Below are 19,612 nucleotides of genomic sequence, written 5' to 3' on the forward strand. Positions count from 1 at the left end.
CATGAAAAGCACCTCGAACCCCTTGCGCTTCGACAGCATTTTCTACGCGGTTTCCACGTCGCTGCTTCTGGCAACCCCGGTGGAAACGATCGCGTACGAACTGCAGGGTGACCCCACCTCCCCCGGCTTTCTGCAGCAACCCGTGGCGGCGCAACTGTCGCTCGACCCGCTCAGTGCCGGTGGGTTGAGCCTCGGTACCCTCAATACGTTTTCGCAGCAGATGAGCGAACGCCACCGGCAGGCGGCACCCGACCTGGTTGCCAGTCAGTGGGCGCAGTTCTTCCCCACCAGTGCCCGCAACCGCGCGCTGCCCCCGGCACAACTGGAGGCGCCCAGCCAGCAACTGATGATCGGCCCGGACCTGTTCGTGCGTGAAACGGCAGCGGGCAATGTACACCGCGCGGGGATTTTCGTGGGGCACAACAACCTGCAAAGCAGCTTCAAGGGCACGCGTCCTTTGCTGGGCGACAAACAGCGCAAAGCGGTGAACCTGAGCGGGGAAAGCCTGGGGGTGTACTGGAGCATGACCCATGAACAGGGTTGGCACCTGGATGCCGTGGCGATGGGATCGCGGATCGACGTGATGGGCCGTGGCGAAAACGGCCAGCGCCTGGACGACAGTGGCCACGCAATGACCTTCTCGGTTGAGGGCGGTTACCCGATCCGCCTGGGGGGCAACTGGGTTATCGAGCCCCAGGCACAGTTGATCAACCAGCAATTCTTCCCTGGCAGCCAGGTGCAGGAGGAGACCTTGCAAGCCTTCGATAGCCAGCCGAGCTGGAGCGGCCGGGTCGGTGCCAAGTTGTCCGGGCGCTACGAAGTGCGCGGCATGCCCATCGAACCCTATGTGCGCACCAACGTGTGGTATGACTTCAGCAATGCCGATGAGGTGAAGCTGGACCAGGTCGACAAGATTTCCAGCTCGCGCTATTCGACCACGGTGGAGTTGGGCTTGGGCCTGGTGGCGCGGGTGACGCCTTCGGTGGCTTTGTTCGTCAGCGCCGATTACAGCAATGATGTGGACGACAATGACCTGAACGGGCTGATCGGCAGCCTTGGGGTGCGGATGCGGTGGTAGGCAGGCCGGCCCCTTCGCGGGTAACCCGCTCCTACACACTGATCGGGGGTGCACACGCATCGGTGGCTCGGCACAGGCCGTTGTAGGAGCGGGTTCACCCGCGAAAGGGCCGGGCCTGCCGGCCAATTTCCAAAGCCCATTCACGGTTGCCGCCGCTACCGGATTCGCGGGCAAACCCGCTCCAGGCGAAAGGGCCAGTGCGGTCAACCGGTCAGGCGGGCTTCATGATCAACACCCCCAGCGGCGGCAGGTTCAAGGCCAACGACAATGGCTGCCCATGGCTGGCCACTGCCTCACTGGCCACCGCCCCCAAATTGCCCACGTTCGACCCGGCATACAGCTCGGCATCGCTGTTCAGCAGCTCTTGCCAACGCTCGCCGAACGGCACGCCAATGCGGTAACCCTCACGGGGTACCGGGGTGAAGTTGGCCACCACCAGCACCGGCTCGCCGCTGCTGCTCCAGCGCAGCCAGGCGTACACGCTGTTCTGCGCGTCGTCACCGATCAGCCACTGGAAGCCCTGCGGCTGGCAATCCTGCTCGTGCAGCGCCGGCTCTTCGCGGTACAGGCGGTTGAGGTCGCCCACCAACCGCTGCACACCCTGGTGCTCGGGATACTGCAGCAGGTACCAGTCCAGTTCGCTGTCGTGGTTCCACTCACGCCACTGGCCGAACTCGCAGCCCATGAACAGCAGCTTCTTGCCCGGGTGCGCCCACATGAAGGTGAGGTAGGCACGCAGGTTGGCGAATTTCTGCCAGCGGTCGCCGGGCATCTTGTCGATCAGCGAGTGCTTGCCGTGTACCACTTCATCATGGGAGATGGGCAGGATGAAGTGCTCGGAATAGGCATAGATCAGCCCGAAGCTCATCTCGTTGTGGTGGTAGGTGCGGTGCACCGGGTCGTTCTGGATATAGTGCAGGGTGTCGTGCATCCAGCCCATGTTCCACTTGTAGGCAAAACCCAGGCCGCCCTGTTGGGTAGGCTGGCTGACCCCGGGCCAGGCGGTGGACTCTTCGGCGATGATCAGCGCGCCCGGGGCTTCGTGGGCAGCCACGCCGTTGAGGTGGCGAATGAAGTCGATGGCTTCCAGGTTCTCGCGCCCGCCGTGGCGGTTGGGTACCCATTCGCCCGCCTTGCGCGAGTAGTCGCGGTACAGCATCGAGGCCACCGCATCGACGCGCAGGCCGTCGATATGGAAGTGCTTGAGCCAGTGCAGCGCCGAGGCCATCATGAAGCCGCGTACTTCGTTGCGGCCGAGGTTGTAGATCAGCGTGTTCCAGTCCTGGTGGTAACCTTCCAGTGGGTTGTCGTATTCATACAGCGCAGTGCCGTCAAAGCGAGCCAGACCGTGTTCATCGGTGGGGAAATGCGCCGGCACCCAGTCCAGCAGCACACCAATGCCTCCCTGGTGGCAGGCGTCGATGAACGCGGCGAAATCCTCAGCACTGCCGTAGCGCGAGGTGGGCGCGAACATCGACAGTGGTTGATAGCCCCAGGAGCCGCCGAACGGGTGTTCCATGATCGGCAGCAGCTCGATGTGGGTAAAGCCCAGTTCCTGCACATAGGGCACCAGCCGCTCGGCCAGTTCGCGCCAATTGTAGAAACGCCCGACTTCGCCCGCTTCGTCCAGCTCGCAGCGCCATGACCCTGGGTGCAGCTCGTAGATCGACAATGGTGCGTTGTAGCCATGGCGCTGGGCGCGCTGCGCCATCCAGTCATGGTCCTGCCAGGCGTGGCTGAGTTCACCGGCAACCTTGGACGCCGTGCTCGGTGGCAGCTCGGTGGCACGGGCCAGCGGGTCGGCCTTCAACGGCAGTATGCCCTCCTTGCCGAGCACTTCGAACTTGTAGGTTTCGCCCACGCCCAGACGCGGAATGAACAGCTCCCAGACCCCGGCGCCGTGGCGCAGGCGCATGGGGTGACGGCGGCCATCCCAGTTGTTGAAATCACCCACCACCGACACCCGCCGGGCATTCGGCGCCCAGACCGAGAAACACACGCCGTCGATGCCATCGACCTGGGTCGGCTGGGCACCGAAGCGCCCGGACAAATCGCGGTGATTGCCTTCCGCGAACAGGTGAAGGTCCATGTCACCCAATTGCGGGCCGAAGCTGTAGGGGTCTTCGGTAACCTGTTCGCCACCGGCCCAGACGATATGAAGCTGGTAGGGCTGTGCCTCATCGAGGTGCGCGCTGAACAACCCGGGCAGGCTGCCCTGCTCCATTTCGGCAAGTACCCGCCCGTCATCCCGGGCCTGGACGCGCACTTTCAGGGCATTGGGCAAAAAGGCGCGGACCACCTGCCCACCTGCGCCATCGCCGTGGGGGCCGAGTACCGCAAAGGGATCGGCGTGCTCGGCGCGGGCCAGGGCGTCGAGGTCCCGTTGCCGAAGGCCACCGTTTTCACGCGTTGTAACGTTCATTCTGACTCTCCCCAGGTACTGATCAGTCCATGCAGACCATGCAAAGGCACGGCCAGCCAGCTCGGACGGTTTTCGGCTTCGTATGTGATCTCGTAGGCGGCTTTTTCCAGGCAGAACAGCTCCAGTGCCGCGCGCTCGCCCTCGGCGTGCTGCCAGGCGTGAGGCATGGCGGCGGTGGCCAGGCCATAGGCTTCGACAAAGGCATGCCGGGACTGGTGCAGGTACTGCCGGGCAACCCGCTGCCGGGCTTGCCGCGCCGGCTCGGAAAGGTCCACCGCAGACGCGCTGCGCAAGATCATCGCAGCAGCATAGTCGAAGGATCGCAGCACGCCGCTGACATCCTTGTAGGGGCTGTGTTTTGCCCGGCGCTCTTCAAGTGGCCGGGCGGGTTCGCCTTCAAAATCGATGAGGTAGGCATCACCCTGCACCACCAACACCTGACCCAGGTGCAGGTCGCCGTGCACACGCATCAGCAGGCCACCCTGAGCCTGCTCGGTCAGCTTGTCGATGTGCTGCGCCAGGCCGTCACGCTGTTGCTGCAGGTCGTCGACCAAGGCCTGGCTATCGCTGTCCAGCGTGTCGCGGTGCTGGGCCAGCAGGTCGAGGGCGTGGATCAGTTCGGTGCTGATCTGTGCACGCCAGCGCTCGCTGTCCTGTGCATCGCTGGGGCGCGGCTGGAAGGCCGGGTCTTCGGTGGGTGCAGCCAGCAGCAGGTGCATCTCTCCCAGGCGCTGGCCAAGCAAGGCCGCAAAGCCGCTGAGTTCGGCCAATGCGTCAGTGTGCGCTTCGCCGTCGTTGCGAACGGGCTCCATCTGGTCGCGGATGGCCCGTTCCAGGGTGTTCTGGGTCCAGCCCCAGGCATCGCCCTGATTACTCAGGTAACCCTGGGCAATCATCAGCAGGTGCGGCGCGTGTTGCTCGTCCACCCGGCTGACCCAGGCCAGCAGCGGCGAGATATTGGCAAAGCCGGCGGCGGTCAGGTAAGCGCTCATTTCCAGCTCTGGATGGATACCCGGGTTGACCCGGCGGATCAGCTTGAGCACCACGCGGTCGCCGATGACCACCGAGCTGTTGGACTGCTCGGCACTGAGGTAGCGCACTTCGCTCTCGTCGTCGAGCGCCAGGCCGGCCAGCGGCTCTGTGCATTCGAAGCGCAATTCACCCTCATCGTCGCCACACGGCACGCGCAGGCCATCCTGGCAGGCTTGCATCACCGCGTGAATGAACGGTTCGAGGACGAAGGCGTCTGTGATCAAGCCAACCTGATGGGCACGGCGCACCCGCGACAACGCCAGCTGCTGCGGCAGCGCGGTATGGATCTGTTCCTCACGCAGCAGGCCGAACGGCAACTGGTAGCGGGTGGCCGTGCCGTCGCTGAGGACTTCGATTTCGCTGAGCAACACCGGCGTGGTGGCGGTACCGAAACGCACGCCGTAACACAGGCGCACGGCATCGATCGGCCCTTCCTTGCCGGCGAACCAACGGCGTTTGGGCAGGTACTGCGGCAGGATGGTGCTTTGCAGCGTATCGCTTGCCGGGGCTTGCAGCAGCTCTTCCATGCGCTTGCGCAGTACCAATGTGGTCAATTCGGGTAACCCCTCGGTGGGCTGGATGTGCCAGCTGGGCATGCGATCGCGGCTGGCCAGCAGGAACCAGTAGAAGGCATAAGGTGGCAATGTCAGCAGAAACGGCAGTTGGCCGATTGGCGGGAACGCGCTGCCGCCAAGCATCTCCACCGGTACTTTGTCGGCGTATTGTGACAATTCGAGTTCGGCAGCCTGAGCGGCGCGGGACACGTTGGCCACGCAGAGGATGACCTCGGTATTGCCGTCGGCATCGGTGTACTCGCGGATATAGGCAAGGATGCGCCGGTTGCTGGGCGTGAGGGTGCGCAGGCTGCCGCGGCCAAAGGCCTTCTGCTGCTTGCGCACCGCCAGCATGCGCCGGGTCCAGTTCAGCAGCGAATGCGGGTCGTGGCTTTGCGCCTCGACGTTGACGGTCTGGTAACCGTAGAGCGGGTCCATGATCGGCGGCAGCACCAGGCGCTGCGGGTCAGCGCGGGAAAAACCGCCGTTGCGGTCTGGCGACCACTGCATGGGTGTGCGAACGCCATCGCGGTCCCCCAGATAGATATTGTCGCCCATACCCAGTTCGTCGCCGTAATACAGGGTTGGCGTGCCGGGCATCGACAATAGCAGGCTGGTCAGCAGCTCTATGCGCCGCCGGTCACGCTGCAGCAGGGGCGCCAGGCGCCGGCGAATGCCCAGGTTGATGCGCGCGCGGCGGTCTTCGGCATAGTAGTTCCACAGGTAGTCGCGCTCGCGGTCGGTGACCATTTCCAGGGTCAGTTCATCATGGTTGCGCAAAAAGATCGCCCACTGGCAGTTGGCCGGAATTTCCGGGGTCTGGCGCAGGATATCGGTGATCGGGAAGCGGTCTTCCATGGCCAGGGCCATGTACATGCGCGGCATCAACGGAAAGTGGAAGGCCATATGGCATTCGTCGCCGTCGCCTTCACCGAAGTACGGGCGCGTGTCTTCCGGCCACTGGTTGGCTTCGGCCAGCAGCATGCGATCGGGGTAGTTGGCGTCGATCTCGGCGCGGATCGCCTTGAGCACGTCGTGGGTTTCGGCGAGGTTTTCGTTGTTGGTGCCGTCGCGTTCGATCAGGTAAGGGATCGCGTCCAGCCGCAGGCCATCTACACCCAGGTCGAGCCAGAAGCGCATGACGCCGATCACCGCCTTGAGCACCTGCGGGTTGTCGAAATTGAGGTCCGGCTGGTGGGAATAGAACCGGTGCCAGAAGTACTGGCCGGCGACCGGGTCCCAGGTCCAGTTGGACTTTTCGGTGTCGAGGAAGATGATGCGCGTACCGTCATACTTCTGGTCATCGTCCGACCACACGTAGAACTCACGCGCCTTGCTGCCGCGCTTGGCGTGGCGGGCGCGCTGGAACCACGGGTGCTGGTCGCTGGTGTGGTTGATGACCAGCTCGGTGATCACCCGCAGGCCGCGCTTGTGGGCCTCGGCGATGAAACGGCGGGCGTCGGCCATGCTGCCGTAGTCGGGGTGCACGCCCTTGTATTCGGCGATGTCGTAGCCGTCGTCACGGCGTGGCGAGGGATAGAACGGCAGCAGCCACAGGGTGTTGACGCCCAGTTCGGCGATGTAGTCGAGCTTGCTGATCAGGCCGGCGAAGTCGCCGATGCCGTCGTTGTTCGAGTCGAAGAACGACTTGATGTGCAGCTGGTAGATGACGGCGTCCTTGTACCACAGCGGGTCGTCGATGAAGGCTGCCGGGCGGGAACGCTTGGCCATGTGCGACTCCTTTCAATTGCATGTTTGCCCCTTCTTGCACCATCGCTGTGGGAGCGGGCGTGCCCGCGAATCAGCCACCGCGGTGCTTGGCACCGGCTCTGCCGGTGTTCGCGGGCGTGCCCGCTCCCACAGGGGAAAAGGCTACAGACCGGTTTTACCCGGCTTTCTCGATGCGCCAGATGCCGAACGGCAGGTGCCAGGGCTCTATGCGCATCCATTGGGTCTTGCCGTACCACGACCAGCGGTGGCCGTTCATCAGGTCTTCACCCTGGGTTTCGGCGTTGTCGTCCAGCCCCAGCTCCCACAGTGGCAACTCGAAATGCGCCTCCTGGGCGTTGTGCGGGTCGAGGCTGATGGCCACCAGGATGTAGTTGTCACGCTCAGGCGTACGCTTGGCGAAATACAGAATGTTGTCGTTCCAGCAATTGAAGAAGGCCACGCCCAGGTGGGTTTGCAAGGCGCGGTTCTGCCGGCGGATGCGGTTGAGCTGGGCGATCTCGGCGATGATGTTGCCGGGCTGGGTAAAATCGCGTGGGCGGATTTCGTATTTCTCCGAATCCAGGTACTCCTCCTTGCCCGGCAACGGCGTGCCCTCGCACAGCTCGAAGCCCGAATACATGCCCCACAAGCCTGAGCCCATGGTCGCCAGCGCCGCACGGATAAGAAACCCTGCGCGGCCTGAGGTGTGCAGGAAAAACGGGTTGATGTCCGGTGTATTGACGAAGAAGTTGGGCCGGTAGCACTGGCTCCACGGCGGCTGGTTGAGCTGCTCGAAATATTCGCGCAGCTCCTGCTTGTGGTTGCGCCAGGTGAAATAGGTATAGCTCTGTGCGTAACCGACCTTGCCCAGGCGCGCCATCATCGCCGGCTTGGTAAAGGCTTCGGCGAGGAAGATGACGTCGGGGTGCTGGCTGCGCACATTGCCGATCAGCCATTGCCAGAACGGCAGCGGCTTGGTGTGCGGGTTGTCGACGCGGAAGGTCTTCACGCCCTCCTCGACCCAGCCGACCACCACGTCGCGCAGGGCCAGCCACAACGAGGGCACGGCCTCTGGGGCGTAGAAATCGACGTTGACGATGTCCTGGTACTTTTTCGGCGGGTTTTCGGCGTAGCGGATGGTGCCGTCCGGGCGCCAGCTGAACCAGCCCGGGTGCTCCTTGAGCCAAGGGTGGTCCTGGGAGCACTGGATGGCGAAATCGAGGGCGATTTCCAGGCCGTGTTCCGCAGCCGCAGCCACCAGACGGCGGAAGTCATCGCGGCTGCCCAGTTGCGGGTGGATGGCCTCATGGCCGCCCTCCGGGCTGCCGATGGCATACAGGCTACCCGGGTCGCCCGGCTCGGCCTTGAGGGCGTTGTTGCGGCCCTTGCGATGTTGCATGCCGATGGGGTGGATGGGCGGGAAGTACAGTACGTCGAAGCCCATGTCGCGGATCATCGGCAGCCGTTCGTGCACGTCGTTGAAGGTGCCGTGACGCTGCGGGTCGTCGGTAACCGAGCGCGGGAACAGCTCGTACCAGCTGGCGAACAATGCGGCCGGGCGGTCGACATCAAGGGGGAAATCAGGGCTGCGGGTCAGGTAGCTGCGGTGTTCGGCCTCGCCCATCAGGCGGGCGGTGGTCGGGTCGAGAAACAAGGCCACCTGGTCATCGGTGCTGAGCGTGGGCAGGCGCTGCTGCAAGGCCTCTAGCGCCTCGCGCAGGGCACCGCTGCACAGCTCGATGCCTGTGCCGAGCATCAAACGGCCTTCTTCCAATTCCAGTTTTACCTCGACGCCGGCGTGGTACTTCTTCTCCAGGTCGTGGCAATAGGTGGCAAACGGGTCGATCCAGGCCTCGATACTGAACCGGTGCGGGCCCAGCTCGGTGGGGGTGAATTCGGCCTGCCACAGGTCGTTGCCCGCCGACTGCATCGGCACGCAATGCCAGCGCCGGCTGTGCGCCTGACGCCAGTTGAGCATCACCGCCAGGCGGTCGTGGCCGTCGCTGTAGGCCTTGGTACTGACTGCCACTGGCTGGCCACTGACGGCCTTGGCGGCGAAGCTGCCGGCGTCGAGCACGGGTTGGGTGTCTTCGATCACGATACGCGGCGCCAGCAGCGCCTGGGACAGGCTGATGGGCTGGTCCGGGTGATCGTTCGCCATGGGCACGCTTTCAAAGGGCTCGTTTCGTGACATCGACCTTGCTCCCTCAGGCTGGTGGCGGTAAGGGTTCAGAGCCGGGCACAGGCGGGGGGTTCAAAATAATTGAGCGAACGGCAGCTGCCAGCGGTCAGAGCCTACAGCACCTCTTCACCCACCCACGCGAGGTCAGGCCATGAACATTCCCATTCCACCGGAGACACCCGATCCCAATATCGACGACCCGAGCTTGCCGCCGCCCGTGCCGGAAGAAGAGCCGGACGAGCTGCCGATCAAGCCGACCGTGCCGCCGACAGTGGGCGACCCGCCGAGCCAGGAGCCACCGGTGAAGGCTTAAGGGTAGACCACGGCACCGGCATGAACAGCTGATCTCCGCTGCTCCATTGAAAGGTTGAGGATGACCGGGTGCTTGGCAAGGTGAAGATCTTGCATTGATCGGGCCGGCCTCTTCGCGGGTAAACCCGCTCCTACCAGGGACCGTGCCTGCCTTGAATGCGGCGCTGTCCCTGGTAGGAGCGGGTTTACCCGCGAAGAGGCCGGCCGCGCCAGCACATCAACCCGCAGATGCAGCCGCAATCTCCGCCACACTGATCTCGCGCATGCGGAACTTCTGCACCTTGCCGGTCACGGTCATCGGGAACTCGTCGACAAAGCGGATATACCGCGGCACCTTGAAGTGGGCAATGCGCGCCTTGCACCAGCCCTGCAGCTCCTCGACCGTGGCGCTATGCCCCGGGTGTAGCTTGATCCAGGCGACGATCTCTTCGCCATAGCGGCTACACGGAATGCCGATCACCTGCGCATCGGCCACCGCCGGGTGGGTGTAGAAAAACTCTTCCAGCTCACGCGGGTAAATGTTCTCGCCGCCGCGAATGATCATGTCCTTGTTGCGCCCGACGATGCGCACATAGCCCTGCTCGTCCATCACCGCCAGGTCACCCGAATGCATCCAGCCGGCCGGGTCGATGGCATCCGCCGTGGCCTGGGGGTTGTCCCAGTAGCCAAGCATCACGCTGTAACCGCGGGTGCACAGTTCGCCAATCTCTCCGCGCGGGACGATGCAGCCATCGGCGTCCAGCAGTTTGTTCTCCAGCTGCGGCTGGGTGCGGCCGACGGTGGTCACGCGCAGTTCCAGATCGTCGTCCGGGCCGGTCTGCAGCGACACCGGGCTGGTTTCGGTCATGCCGTAGGCGATCTGCACTTCTGCCATGTGCATCTGGTCGATGACCCGGCGCATCACCTCGATCGGGCAGGTGGCGCCGGCCATGATGCCGCTGCGCAGGGTCGACAGGTCCATGTGAGCACGCGACGGGTGGTCGAGCATGGCGATGAACATGGTCGGCACACCATAGAGGATAGTGGCGCGCTCTTCGGCCACGGCGCGCAAGGTCAGTTCGGCGTCAAAAGCGTCGCTGGGGTAGATCATGGTACTGCCGTGGGTGATGCAGCCGAGGTTGGCCATGACCATGCCGAAGCAATGGTATAGCGGCACCGGGATCACCATACGGTCGCGGGCCGTCAGGCCAAGGCTTTCACCCACCATGAAACCGTTGTTGAGGATGTTGTAGTGACTGAGCGTGGCACCTTTGGGCGCACCGGTGGTGCCGGAGGTGTACTGGATGTTTACCGGCTGGTCGAATTGCAGGCTTTGCTGACGGGCTGTGCAAGCCTCGACAGACGTTTGCCCTGCCCGCTCGGTCAATGCGTGCCAGGGCAGGAAGCCGGCAGGCGGGTTGGCGGCCAGGCTGATGACGCCACGCAACTCGGGCAGGCATTCACTGGCCAGCTCACCAGGCCGGGTGCTGGCCAGTTCAGGCACCAGCTCCTGCAGCATGGCGTGGTAATCAGACGTCTTGAAGGCTTCAGCGCAGACCAGCCAGCGGCAGCCAGACTGGCGCAACACATATTCCAGCTCACCCACACGGTAGGCCGGGTTGATGTTGACCAGGATGGCGCCGACCTTGGCACTGGCCAGCTGCAAGATGCACCACTGGGCGCAGTTGGGCGACCAGATGCCAACACGATCACCGGTGTTCACGCCCAGAGCAATCAGGGCGCGGGCGTGTATTTCGACCTGTTCGGCCAACTGCCGCCAGCTGTAACGCAGGCCCTGGTGGCGGGACACCAAGGCCTCGCTGTCGGAACAGCGGGCTACGGTGGCATCGAAGGCCTGGCCGATAGTCTGGGTCAGCAAGGGTCGGTCCTGGCGACCGCGGGTATAGCTTGGTTGACTCATGGGTGTCCCTTCTTGTGGTTGTTTTGGGCACGGCTGAAGCAAGCGGGAATACTCTGGCGCAGATTTACGTTTACGTAAAGGTGACGAGTGGATTGACAGTGCCTACTTGCAGGTTTACGTTAACGTAAAGGTGATGAACGACACCCACTTGAGGCGCCACGCCGCCCCCTGTGGGAGCGGGCTTGCCCGCGAATGCGACCGATCAGGTAATGACGGTGACCCTGCTGACGTATTCGCGGGCATGCCCGCTCCCACAGGGGGCGGGGCTGGATCCCAAGCTATGGTGTAACCCAATTTCAAGAACAAGAAGGTGCCCCAGCATGCATTACCCCTCCCTGAACTTCGCCCTGGGCGAAACCATCGACATGCTCCGTGACCAGGTCCGCACTTTCGTCGCCGGCGAACTGGCCCCGCGCGCCGCACAGATCGATCACGACAACCTGTTCCCCGCCGACATGTGGCGCAAGTTCGGTGACATGGGCCTGCTGGGCATCACCGTACCGGAAGAGTACGGCGGCGCTGGCCTGGGCTACCTGGCCCACGTGGTGTCGATGGAAGAAATCAGCCGTGGCTCAGCGTCGGTGGCGCTGTCCTACGGCGCCCACTCCAACCTGTGCGTCAACCAGATCAACCGCAACGGCACCCACGAGCAGAAGCTCAAGTACCTGCCCAAACTGATCAGCGGCGAACACATCGGCGCCTTGGCCATGAGCGAGCCCAATGCCGGCTCCGACGTGGTGTCGATGAAGCTGCGCGCAGAAAAACGCGGCGATCACTACGTGCTCAACGGCAGCAAGACCTGGATCACCAACGGTCCCGACGCCAACACCTACGTGATTTACGCCAAGACCGACCTGGACAAGGGTGCGCACGGCATCACCGCGTTCATCGTCGAGCGAGACTGGAAAGGCTTCAGCCGCAGCAACAAGTTCGACAAGCTGGGCATGCGCGGGTCCAACACCTGCGAGCTGTTCTTCGATGGCGTGGAAGTGCCGGCAGAGAACATTCTGGGCCAGCTCAACGGCGGCGTGCGCGTCCTTATGAGCGGCCTGGACTACGAACGTGTGGTGCTGTCCGGCGGCCCGACCGGCATCATGCAAAGCTGCATGGACCTGGTGGTGCCGTATATCCATGACCGCAAGCAATTCGGCCAGAGCATCGGCGAGTTCCAGCTGATCCAGGGCAAGATTGCCGACATGTACACCCAGCTCAATGCCAGCCGCGCCTACCTGTATGCCGTGGCCCAGGCGTGCGACCGCGGCGAGACCACCCGCAAGGACGCTGCCGGCGTGATCCTGTACACCGCCGAGCGTGCCACGCAAATGGCCCTGGAGGCGATCCAGATTCTTGGCGGCAACGGCTATATCAACGAATTCCCGGCTGGCCGCCTGTTGCGCGACGCCAAGCTGTACGAAATCGGTGCCGGCACCAGCGAAATCCGCCGGATGCTGATTGGCCGCGAACTGTTCAACGAAACCCGCTGAACATAAGGGACGGGCGCACATGGCTACCTTGCACACCCAGATCAACCCGCGTTCGGCAGAATTCGCCATCAACAGCGCGGCCATGCTCGAGCAGGTCCAGGCCCTGCGCGGCCTGCTCGCCCAGGTTGCCCAGGGCGGCGGGCCCAAGGCTCAGGAACGTCATACCTCACGTGGCAAGCTGCTGCCGCGCGAGCGTATCGACCGCCTGCTGGACCCGGGCTCGCCGTTCCTCGAGATCGGCCAGTTGGCCGCCCATGAGGTATACGGCGAGGACGTGCCGGCTGCGGGCGTGATTGCCGGCATCGGCCGAGTCGAGGGCGTCGAATGCATGATCGTGGCCAACGACGCCACGGTAAAAGGCGGTTCGTACTACCCGCTGACGGTGAAGAAGCACCTGCGTGCACAAACCATCGCCCAGCAGAACCGCCTGCCGTGCATCTATCTGGTGGACTCCGGCGGTGCCAACTTGCCACGCCAGGACGAAGTGTTCCCCGACCGTGAGCACTTCGGGCGCATCTTCTTCAACCAGGCCAACATGAGTGCGCAAGGCATCCCGCAGATCGCCGTGGTGATGGGCTCGTGCACCGCTGGCGGCGCGTACGTGCCGGCCATGGCCGACGAAGCGATCATGGTGCGCCAGCAGGCGACCATCTTCCTCGCCGGCCCGCCGCTGGTAAAAGCTGCCACCGGTGAAGTGGTCAGCGCCGAAGACCTCGGCGGCGCCGATGTGCACTGCCGCACCAGTGGCGTCGCCGACCATTATGCCGACAACGACGAACACGCCCTGGCCATCGCGCGACGCAGTGTGGCCAACCTCAACTGGCACAAGCTCGGCAAGCTGCAGCGGTTGGCCCCAGTGGCGCCGCTGTATGCCGCCGACGAGCTGTACGGCGTGGTACCGGCGGATGCCAAGCAGCCGTTCGATGTGCGCGAAGTGATCGCCCGCCTGGTCGATGGCTCGGTGTTCGATGAGTTCAAGGCGCTGTTCGGCACCACCCTGGTGTGCGGCTTCGCCCATCTGCACGGCTACCCGGTGGCCATCCTGGCCAACAACGGCATCCTGTTCGCCGAAGCCGCGCAAAAAGGTGCGCATTTCATCGAACTGGCCTGCCAGCGCGGCATCCCGCTGCTGTTCCTGCAGAACATCACCGGTTTCATGGTCGGCAAGAAGTACGAAGAAGGCGGCATCGCCAAGCACGGCGCCAAGCTGGTCACCGCCGTGGCCTGCGCCCAGGTGCCGAAGTTCACGGTGATCATCGGCGGCAGCTTTGGTGCCGGCAACTACGGCATGTGCGGCCGCGCCTACGACCCTCGCTTCTTGTGGATGTGGCCCAATGCACGGATCGGCGTGATGGGCGCCGAACAGGCCGCCGGCGTGCTGGCCCAGGTCAAGCGTGAGCAAAGCGAACGCAGCGGCCAGCCCTTCAGTGCCGAGGATGAGGCCAGGCTCAAACAACCGATCCTCGACCAATACGAGCATCAGGGCCACCCCTATTATTCCAGCGCCCGGCTGTGGGACGACGGTGTCATCGACCCGGCACAGACCCGCGACGTCCTCGGCCTGGCGCTGTCTGCCGCGCTGAACGCGCCGATCGAACAGAGCCGCTTCGGCATTTTCCGGATGTGACCCATGAGCGATTTCAGCACCCTCGAAGTGATCCGCGACCCACGCGGCTTCGCCACCCTGTGGCTAAGCCGCGAGGACAAGAACAACGCCTTCAACGCGCAGATGATCCGCGAGCTGATCGTGGCCATCGACCAGTTGGCCGAAGACACCAGCCTGCGCTTTGTGCTGCTGCGCGGCCGTGGCCGGCACTTCAGCGCCGGTGCCGACCTGGCCTGGATGCAGCAGTCGGCGCAACTGGACTTCAACACCAACCTGGATGACGCCCACGAACTGGGTGAGCTGATGTACGCCCTGCACCGCCTCAAGGCCCCGACCCTGGCCGTGGTGCAAGGCGCAGCCTTCGGCGGCGCGCTGGGCCTGATCAGCTGCTGCGACATGGCCATTGGCGCCGAAGACGCGCAGCTGTGTCTGTCGGAAGTGCGCATCGGCCTGGCCCCGGCGGTGATCAGCCCGTTCGTGGTCAAGGCCATTGGCGAGCGAGCCGCGCGCCGCTACGCCCTCACCGCCGAACGCTTCACTGGCGTGCGCGCCCGCGAACTGGGCCTGTTGGCGGAGGTGTACCCAGCCAGCGAACTGGACGACCAAGTCGAAGCCTGGGTAAGCAACCTGCTGCAGAACAGCCCGCAAGCGTTGCGCGCCAGCAAGGACCTGCTGCGCGAAGTGGATGACGGCGAACTCAGCCCGGCCCTGCGCCGTTACTGCGAAAACGCCATCGCCCGCATCCGCGTCAGCGCCGAAGGCCAGGAGGGCCTGCGCGCCTTCCTGGAAAAACGCCGCCCTGCCTGGCAAACCGTTGACAAGAAGGAGCCGCGCCCATGAGCCGCCCCGCTTTGACCACCCTGCTGGTCGCCAACCGCGGCGAAATCGCCTGCCGGGTGATGCGCACCGCCAAGGCCATGGGCCTGACCACCGTTGCCGTGCACAGCGCCACCGACCGTGACGCCCGTCATAGCCGCGAAGCCGACATCCGCGTCGACCTGGGTGGCACCAAGGCTGCCGAAAGCTACCTGCTGGTCGACAAGCTGCTGGCAGCAGCCAAGGCCAGTGGCGCCCAGGCCATCCATCCAGGTTATGGCTTTCTGTCCGAGAACGCAGGTTTCGCCCGCGCCATCGAGCAGGCCGGGCTGATATTCCTCGGCCCACCGGCCAGCGCCATCGACGCCATGGGCAGCAAATCGGCAGCCAAGGCGCTGATGGAAGCGGCCGGCGTGCCGTTGGTGCCGGGCTACCACGGCGAGGCCCAGGACCTGGACACCTTCCGCGCCGCGGCCGAACGCATCGGCTACCCGGTGCTGCTCAAGGCCAGCGCCGGTGGCGGTGGCAAGGGCATGAAAGTGGTCGAGGAAGAAAGCCAACTGGCCGACGCCCTGGCCTCGGCCCAGCGTGAGGCACAGTCGTCGTTCGGCGATGCGCGCATGCTGGTGGAAAAGTACGTGCTCAAACCACGCCACGTGGAGATTCAGGTGTTCGCCGACCAGCACGGCAACTGCCTGTACCTCAACGAGCGCGACTGCTCGATCCAGCGCCGCCACCAGAAGGTGGTCGAAGAAGCCCCGGCCCCCGGCCTCTCGTCAGCACTGCGCCAGGCCATGGGCGAGGCCGCTGTGCGCGCGGCGAAAGCCATCGGCTATGTGGGTGCCGGCACAGTAGAGTTTCTGCTCGATGCCCGCGGCGAGTTCTTCTTCATGGAGATGAACACTCGTCTACAGGTGGAACACCCGGTCACCGAGGCCATTACCGGCCTGGACCTCGTTGCCTGGCAAATTCGCGTGGCCTGCGGCGAAGCCTTGCCGATCACACAGGAACAGGTGCCGCTGATCGGCCATGCCATCGAGGTACGCCTGTATGCCGAAGACCCGGCCAACGATTTCTTACCCGCGACCGGCAAATTGGCGCTGTACCGTGAATCGGCGCCCGGCGAAGGCCGCCGGGTGGACAGCGGGGTTAGCGAAGGCGATGTGGTGTCGCCGTTCTACGACCCGATGCTGGGCAAGCTGATCGCCTGGGGCGAAGACCGAGAGCAGGCGCGCTTGCGCTTGCTGGCCATGCTCGATGAGTTCGCCATTGGCGGGCTGAAGACCAACATTGCCTTCCTGCGGCGCATTCTCGCCCACCCGGCATTTGCTGCGGCGGAACTGGATACCGGATTCATTCCGCGTCATCAGGCGGTTCTGCTGCCTGCGCCGCAAGCATTGCCGGCAGCCTTCTGGGAAGCGGCGGCAGAGGCGTGGCTTCAGGGCCAGGGGGCACATCAGCGCGATGACGACCGCCATTCGCCTTGGGGCGGGCGTAACGGCCTGCGCTTGGGCTTGCCGGCACGCAGCAGCTTGCATCTGGTGAGCGCTGGCCAAGACCAGGCAGTGGCCCTGGAACGCAGCGCTGCTTCCACCTGGCAGCTACAAGGTGAGCAGTTGGTGCATGACCAGAACGGCGTGCGTCGCCAGCATCTGGCAATCCGTCGGGGTGGCACGCTGTACCTGCACTGGGATGGCGAAATGCATGCCATCGAAGCCTTCGATCCGATTGCCGAGGCTGAAGCCAGCCACAGCCACCAGGGTGGGCTGGGTGCGCCGATGAACGGCAGTATCGTACGGGTGCTGGTCGAACCTGGCCAGGTGGTGGAAGCCGGTACTGCGCTGGTGGTACTGGAGGCCATGAAGATGGAGCACAGCATTCGTGCGCCGCATGCCGGCACGGTGAAGGCGCTGTTCTGCCTGGAGGGGGATATGGTCAGCGAAGGGACTGTGCTGGTCGAACTGGTGGAATAACGGTGCCCGAGGGCCGCTTTGCGGCCCTAACGCAACACAAGGCCACCCCTGCAAAAGCCCGTAGGAGCGGGTTTACCCGCGAAAGGGCCGGCCCTGCTGGCCAATTTCCACCAGCCGTTCACGGTTGCCGCCGCTACCGTATTCGCGGGTAAACCCGCTCCTATGTATGGACTCGCATCGGTGATTGGGCGCAGGCCGTCGTGTAGGAGCGGGTTCACCCGCGAAAGGGCCGGCCCTGCTGGCCAATCTCCACCCGCCGTTCACCGTTGCCGCTGCCACCGTATTCGCGGGTAAACCCGCTCCTATCGGGGGTGGACACACATCGGCGATTGGGCGCAGGCCGCGTGTAGGAGCGGGTTCACCCGCGAAAGGGCCGGCCCTGCTGGCCAATTTCCACCCGCCGTTCACCATTGCCGCCGCTACCGTATTCGCGGGTAAACCCGCTCCTATCGGGGGTGGACACACATCGGTGATTGGGCGCAGGCCACCGTAGGATCGGGCTCACCCGCGAAAGGGCCGGCCCTGCTGGCCAACTTCCCCCGCCGTTCACCGTTGCCGCCGCTACTCAAACCCTTTCAAAAGGCCCCATGCACCCGCACGACCACCCCAAGAAATTCGCAACCCTCTTCGCACAACAGCGCCGGGTAGTTACTGTTCAATGCCTTCAGATAACGCTGCCCACCTTCCTCGGCCAGCTCGCGGAAAATTGCCGGCTTGCCCGGCTGACGAGCGATAACCAAACGCCCCGCCTCAGCCTCTACACCCGGGTCCACCAGCATCCGCATGCCCTGCGGCACACTGCGGCCACTGACAGCGCTCATGGCATCGTTTTCCACGATTAGCCAGAACGCCTTGCCCTGTGCCAGGTAGTCAGTCTGCTCGAAAACAGCAGGCTCTACAGCCGTTGCAGCCTCTAACTCACTCCAACCCAGCACCGGGTAACGGAAGCAAACGATGTATCGCATGAGGTCGGGTTCGTCATCATCGTCATCCACCCCAGAAACACAACGTTCGCCATCAGCCTGCCCGTGAATACGCAATTGCAAGCGGACGCAGTAGTGGGGCATGCCAATCTCAACCAAAGTGCGGTTCATCGACTCGAGCTTCGGTTGGCGCCGCTTGTTCACCCAATGTCCTACACTGCCTTGCGACACGCCTACGCGCTCGGCAAGCTGCTCTTGGGTAAGCCCTAATTCCTCCATCCGGTCGCGAACGAGGGCAATCCACTTATCCATGTTCATGGCTGGCATGCCCCTCACGTATAGCGGCCTCGTGGCGTGACACAGCTTCGCAGCAACCCGGCAGCCTAGAAGGCCCCATGTACCCGCACCACCACTCCCAGAAACGCGCAGCCTTCTTCACACAAAACCGTCGGATAGCGCGTATTCAGTGGCCTGAGCATCTTGTCTCCACCCTCTTCGACCAACTGCCGCAATACCGCCGGGCGCCCCGGCTGCCGTGCAATGACCAACCTGCCGGGCTGTGCCTCCAACCCGGTATCCACCAGCACGCGCATGCCCTCGGGCACGCTCTTGCCACTGGCCGCGTTCATCGAGTCGTTTTCCACCACCAGCCAGAACGCATTCCCGGCGGGCATATAGTCCGTCTGCTCATGGGACGTGCTCGTTTCAGGCAATGGCCCCTGCAGGTCAGCCCAACTCAGCACCGGGAAGCGGAAGCTGGCATAGAGCAGCGCCTCGGCTGAAACCGGCTGCTCGGCCGTATAGAGCCCTTGCGCTTCACGCACGATGTCGCGCTCGACCACCATGACCTGGGCTTCCAGAAACACCAGCCCAAGCTTCTCCAGCTTTTCATTGATGGTTTCCAGCGTCGGCCGACGCGTGCCACGCAGCCAATGCCCCACGCCCCCCTGCGTCATGCCCAGGCGCTCGGCCAGTTGGAGCTGACTGAGGTTATGTTCGCGCTTGTAGCGCTTGAGAAATGCGTTCCAGTTTTCCATGAGCGGCAACAATACGGACTGTATTAACCGCTGCAATACACAATCTGAATTATTTATTTGGCACTACATAGTACAGCTTGACCTATTCTGTGATTCCAGTGTGCTTGAAGGGAAATCAGCAGGTATTGCCATGAAACCATCGAAAAACGACGAAACAGATCTCGACAGCGAAGCCGCTCGCCGCGCGCTCGACTACTACCTCAACCCCAACCCGCCACGGCCTACCCTGGACAACAAAATCTGGACCCTGCACGAGGGCGTAACCAGCGACCAGGCCCAGGAACACGCCATCGCCCTGCTGCGCTGCGCTGCGGCCACCGCCCAGGAAACCGCCACCCACCAGCACGGCAGCCAACGCGAACTGACGTTCGCTTTGATGCACATGATGGACATGGCTCGCGCACTGCTGGAGCACAAACGCACCGAGTGAGCGGGTTTATAGACAAAAAAGAAGGGAGAGAACGTGATAGCCAGGTAACGGCAAAAGCCCCGATTGCCGGGACAAGGAAGCGCGCCGGTAAAACTTTTTTACCGGATTAGCGAAAATTCATTTGACTGCCAAATGATAACGATTATTATTGCA

The 19,612-nt window shown here is 63.6% G+C and carries 13 protein-coding genes; 7 read left to right on the forward strand and 6 right to left on the reverse strand.

Annotation, left to right across the window (positions count from 1 at the left end; genetic code table 11):
* Position 1 precedes the first annotated feature (1 nt).
* The gene (locus ACF8GF_RS22610; protein ID WP_176682242.1) at positions 2-1,078 is read left to right on the forward strand and encodes an autotransporter outer membrane beta-barrel domain-containing protein; all 1,077 of its coding nucleotides are present in this window, start codon (positions 2-4) and stop codon (positions 1,076-1,078) included.
* A gap of 211 nt (positions 1,079-1,289) precedes the next feature.
* Here ACF8GF_RS22610 and glgB read toward each other — a convergent pair whose 3' ends face one another.
* The 3 genes from glgB to ACF8GF_RS22625 form a co-directional block, all read right to left on the reverse strand.
* Positions 1,290-3,500 carry a 1,4-alpha-glucan branching protein GlgB gene (gene glgB, locus ACF8GF_RS22615; RefSeq protein ID WP_392488514.1) on the reverse strand — a complete coding sequence of 737 codons (2,211 nt, stop codon included), beginning with the start codon at positions 3,498-3,500 and terminating at the stop codon, positions 1,290-1,292.
* Positions 3,497-6,817, reverse strand: coding sequence for a maltose alpha-D-glucosyltransferase (treS, locus tag ACF8GF_RS22620; protein WP_392488515.1), 3,321 nt, complete (start codon positions 6,815-6,817; stop codon positions 3,497-3,499). Before treS ends, glgB begins: the two co-directional genes overlap by 4 nt.
* Positions 6,818-6,971: 154 nt before the next feature.
* Entirely contained in the window at positions 6,972-8,990 is a 2,019-nt protein-coding gene (locus tag ACF8GF_RS22625) for an alpha-1,4-glucan--maltose-1-phosphate maltosyltransferase (RefSeq protein ID WP_392519796.1), read from the reverse strand.
* Between the two features lie 139 nt (positions 8,991-9,129).
* On the opposite strand from ACF8GF_RS22625, the gene ACF8GF_RS22630 reads away from it, so the two are divergent.
* Positions 9,130-9,291: a hypothetical protein gene (locus ACF8GF_RS22630; protein WP_015271006.1), complete on the forward strand. Its 162-nt coding sequence runs from the start codon at positions 9,130-9,132 to the stop codon at positions 9,289-9,291.
* Positions 9,292-9,507: 216 nt separating this feature from the next.
* Here ACF8GF_RS22630 and ACF8GF_RS22635 read toward each other — a convergent pair whose 3' ends face one another.
* A complete protein-coding gene (locus ACF8GF_RS22635) occupies positions 9,508-11,190 on the reverse strand; it encodes an AMP-binding protein (protein WP_392488516.1) in 1,683 nt (560 codons plus the stop codon).
* A gap of 320 nt (positions 11,191-11,510) precedes the next feature.
* Here ACF8GF_RS22635 and ACF8GF_RS22640 point away from each other — a divergent pair, with 320 nt between their 5' ends.
* Genes ACF8GF_RS22640 through ACF8GF_RS22655 form a run of 4 tightly spaced genes read left to right on the forward strand, consistent with a single transcriptional unit; the run spans position 11,511 to position 17,069 of the window.
* Entirely contained in the window at positions 11,511-12,674 is a 1,164-nt protein-coding gene (locus tag ACF8GF_RS22640; RefSeq protein WP_392488517.1) for an isovaleryl-CoA dehydrogenase, read from the forward strand.
* 19 nt (positions 12,675-12,693) lie between these two features.
* Positions 12,694-14,301 (forward strand): carboxyl transferase domain-containing protein, encoded by a 1,608-nt coding sequence (locus ACF8GF_RS22645; protein ID WP_392488518.1) that lies wholly within the window; start codon positions 12,694-12,696, stop codon positions 14,299-14,301.
* A gap of 3 nt (positions 14,302-14,304) precedes the next feature.
* Entirely contained in the window at positions 14,305-15,120 is an 816-nt protein-coding gene (locus ACF8GF_RS22650) for a gamma-carboxygeranoyl-CoA hydratase (RefSeq protein ID WP_209967092.1), read from the forward strand.
* The gene (locus ACF8GF_RS22655; protein WP_176682235.1) at positions 15,117-17,069 is read left to right on the forward strand and encodes an acetyl/propionyl/methylcrotonyl-CoA carboxylase subunit alpha; all 1,953 of its coding nucleotides are present in this window, start codon (positions 15,117-15,119) and stop codon (positions 17,067-17,069) included. The genes ACF8GF_RS22650 and ACF8GF_RS22655 overlap by 4 nt, the downstream gene beginning before the upstream one ends.
* A 575-nt stretch (positions 17,070-17,644) precedes the next feature.
* On the opposite strand, the gene ACF8GF_RS22660 is transcribed toward ACF8GF_RS22655, so the two are convergent.
* Together ACF8GF_RS22660 and ACF8GF_RS22665 are read right to left on the reverse strand one after the other, a co-directional pair.
* Entirely contained in the window at positions 17,645-18,310 is a 666-nt protein-coding gene (locus ACF8GF_RS22660) for a LexA family transcriptional regulator (RefSeq protein ID WP_392488519.1), read from the reverse strand.
* Between the two features lie 65 nt (positions 18,311-18,375).
* A complete protein-coding gene (locus ACF8GF_RS22665; RefSeq protein WP_003251326.1) occupies positions 18,376-19,029 on the reverse strand; it encodes a LexA family transcriptional regulator in 654 nt (217 codons plus the stop codon).
* A gap of 130 nt (positions 19,030-19,159) precedes the next feature.
* On the opposite strand from ACF8GF_RS22665, the gene ACF8GF_RS22670 reads away from it, so the two are divergent.
* Complete coding sequence (locus ACF8GF_RS22670; protein WP_176682233.1) at positions 19,160-19,459, forward strand: DUF6124 family protein; 300 nt, start codon at positions 19,160-19,162, stop codon at positions 19,457-19,459.
* The last annotated feature ends 153 nt before the right edge of the window (positions 19,460-19,612 follow it).

The organism is Pseudomonas sp. yb_5, assembly GCF_043103865.1.
Taxonomy (GTDB): Bacteria; Pseudomonadota; Gammaproteobacteria; order Pseudomonadales; family Pseudomonadaceae; genus Aquipseudomonas; species Aquipseudomonas putida_Y.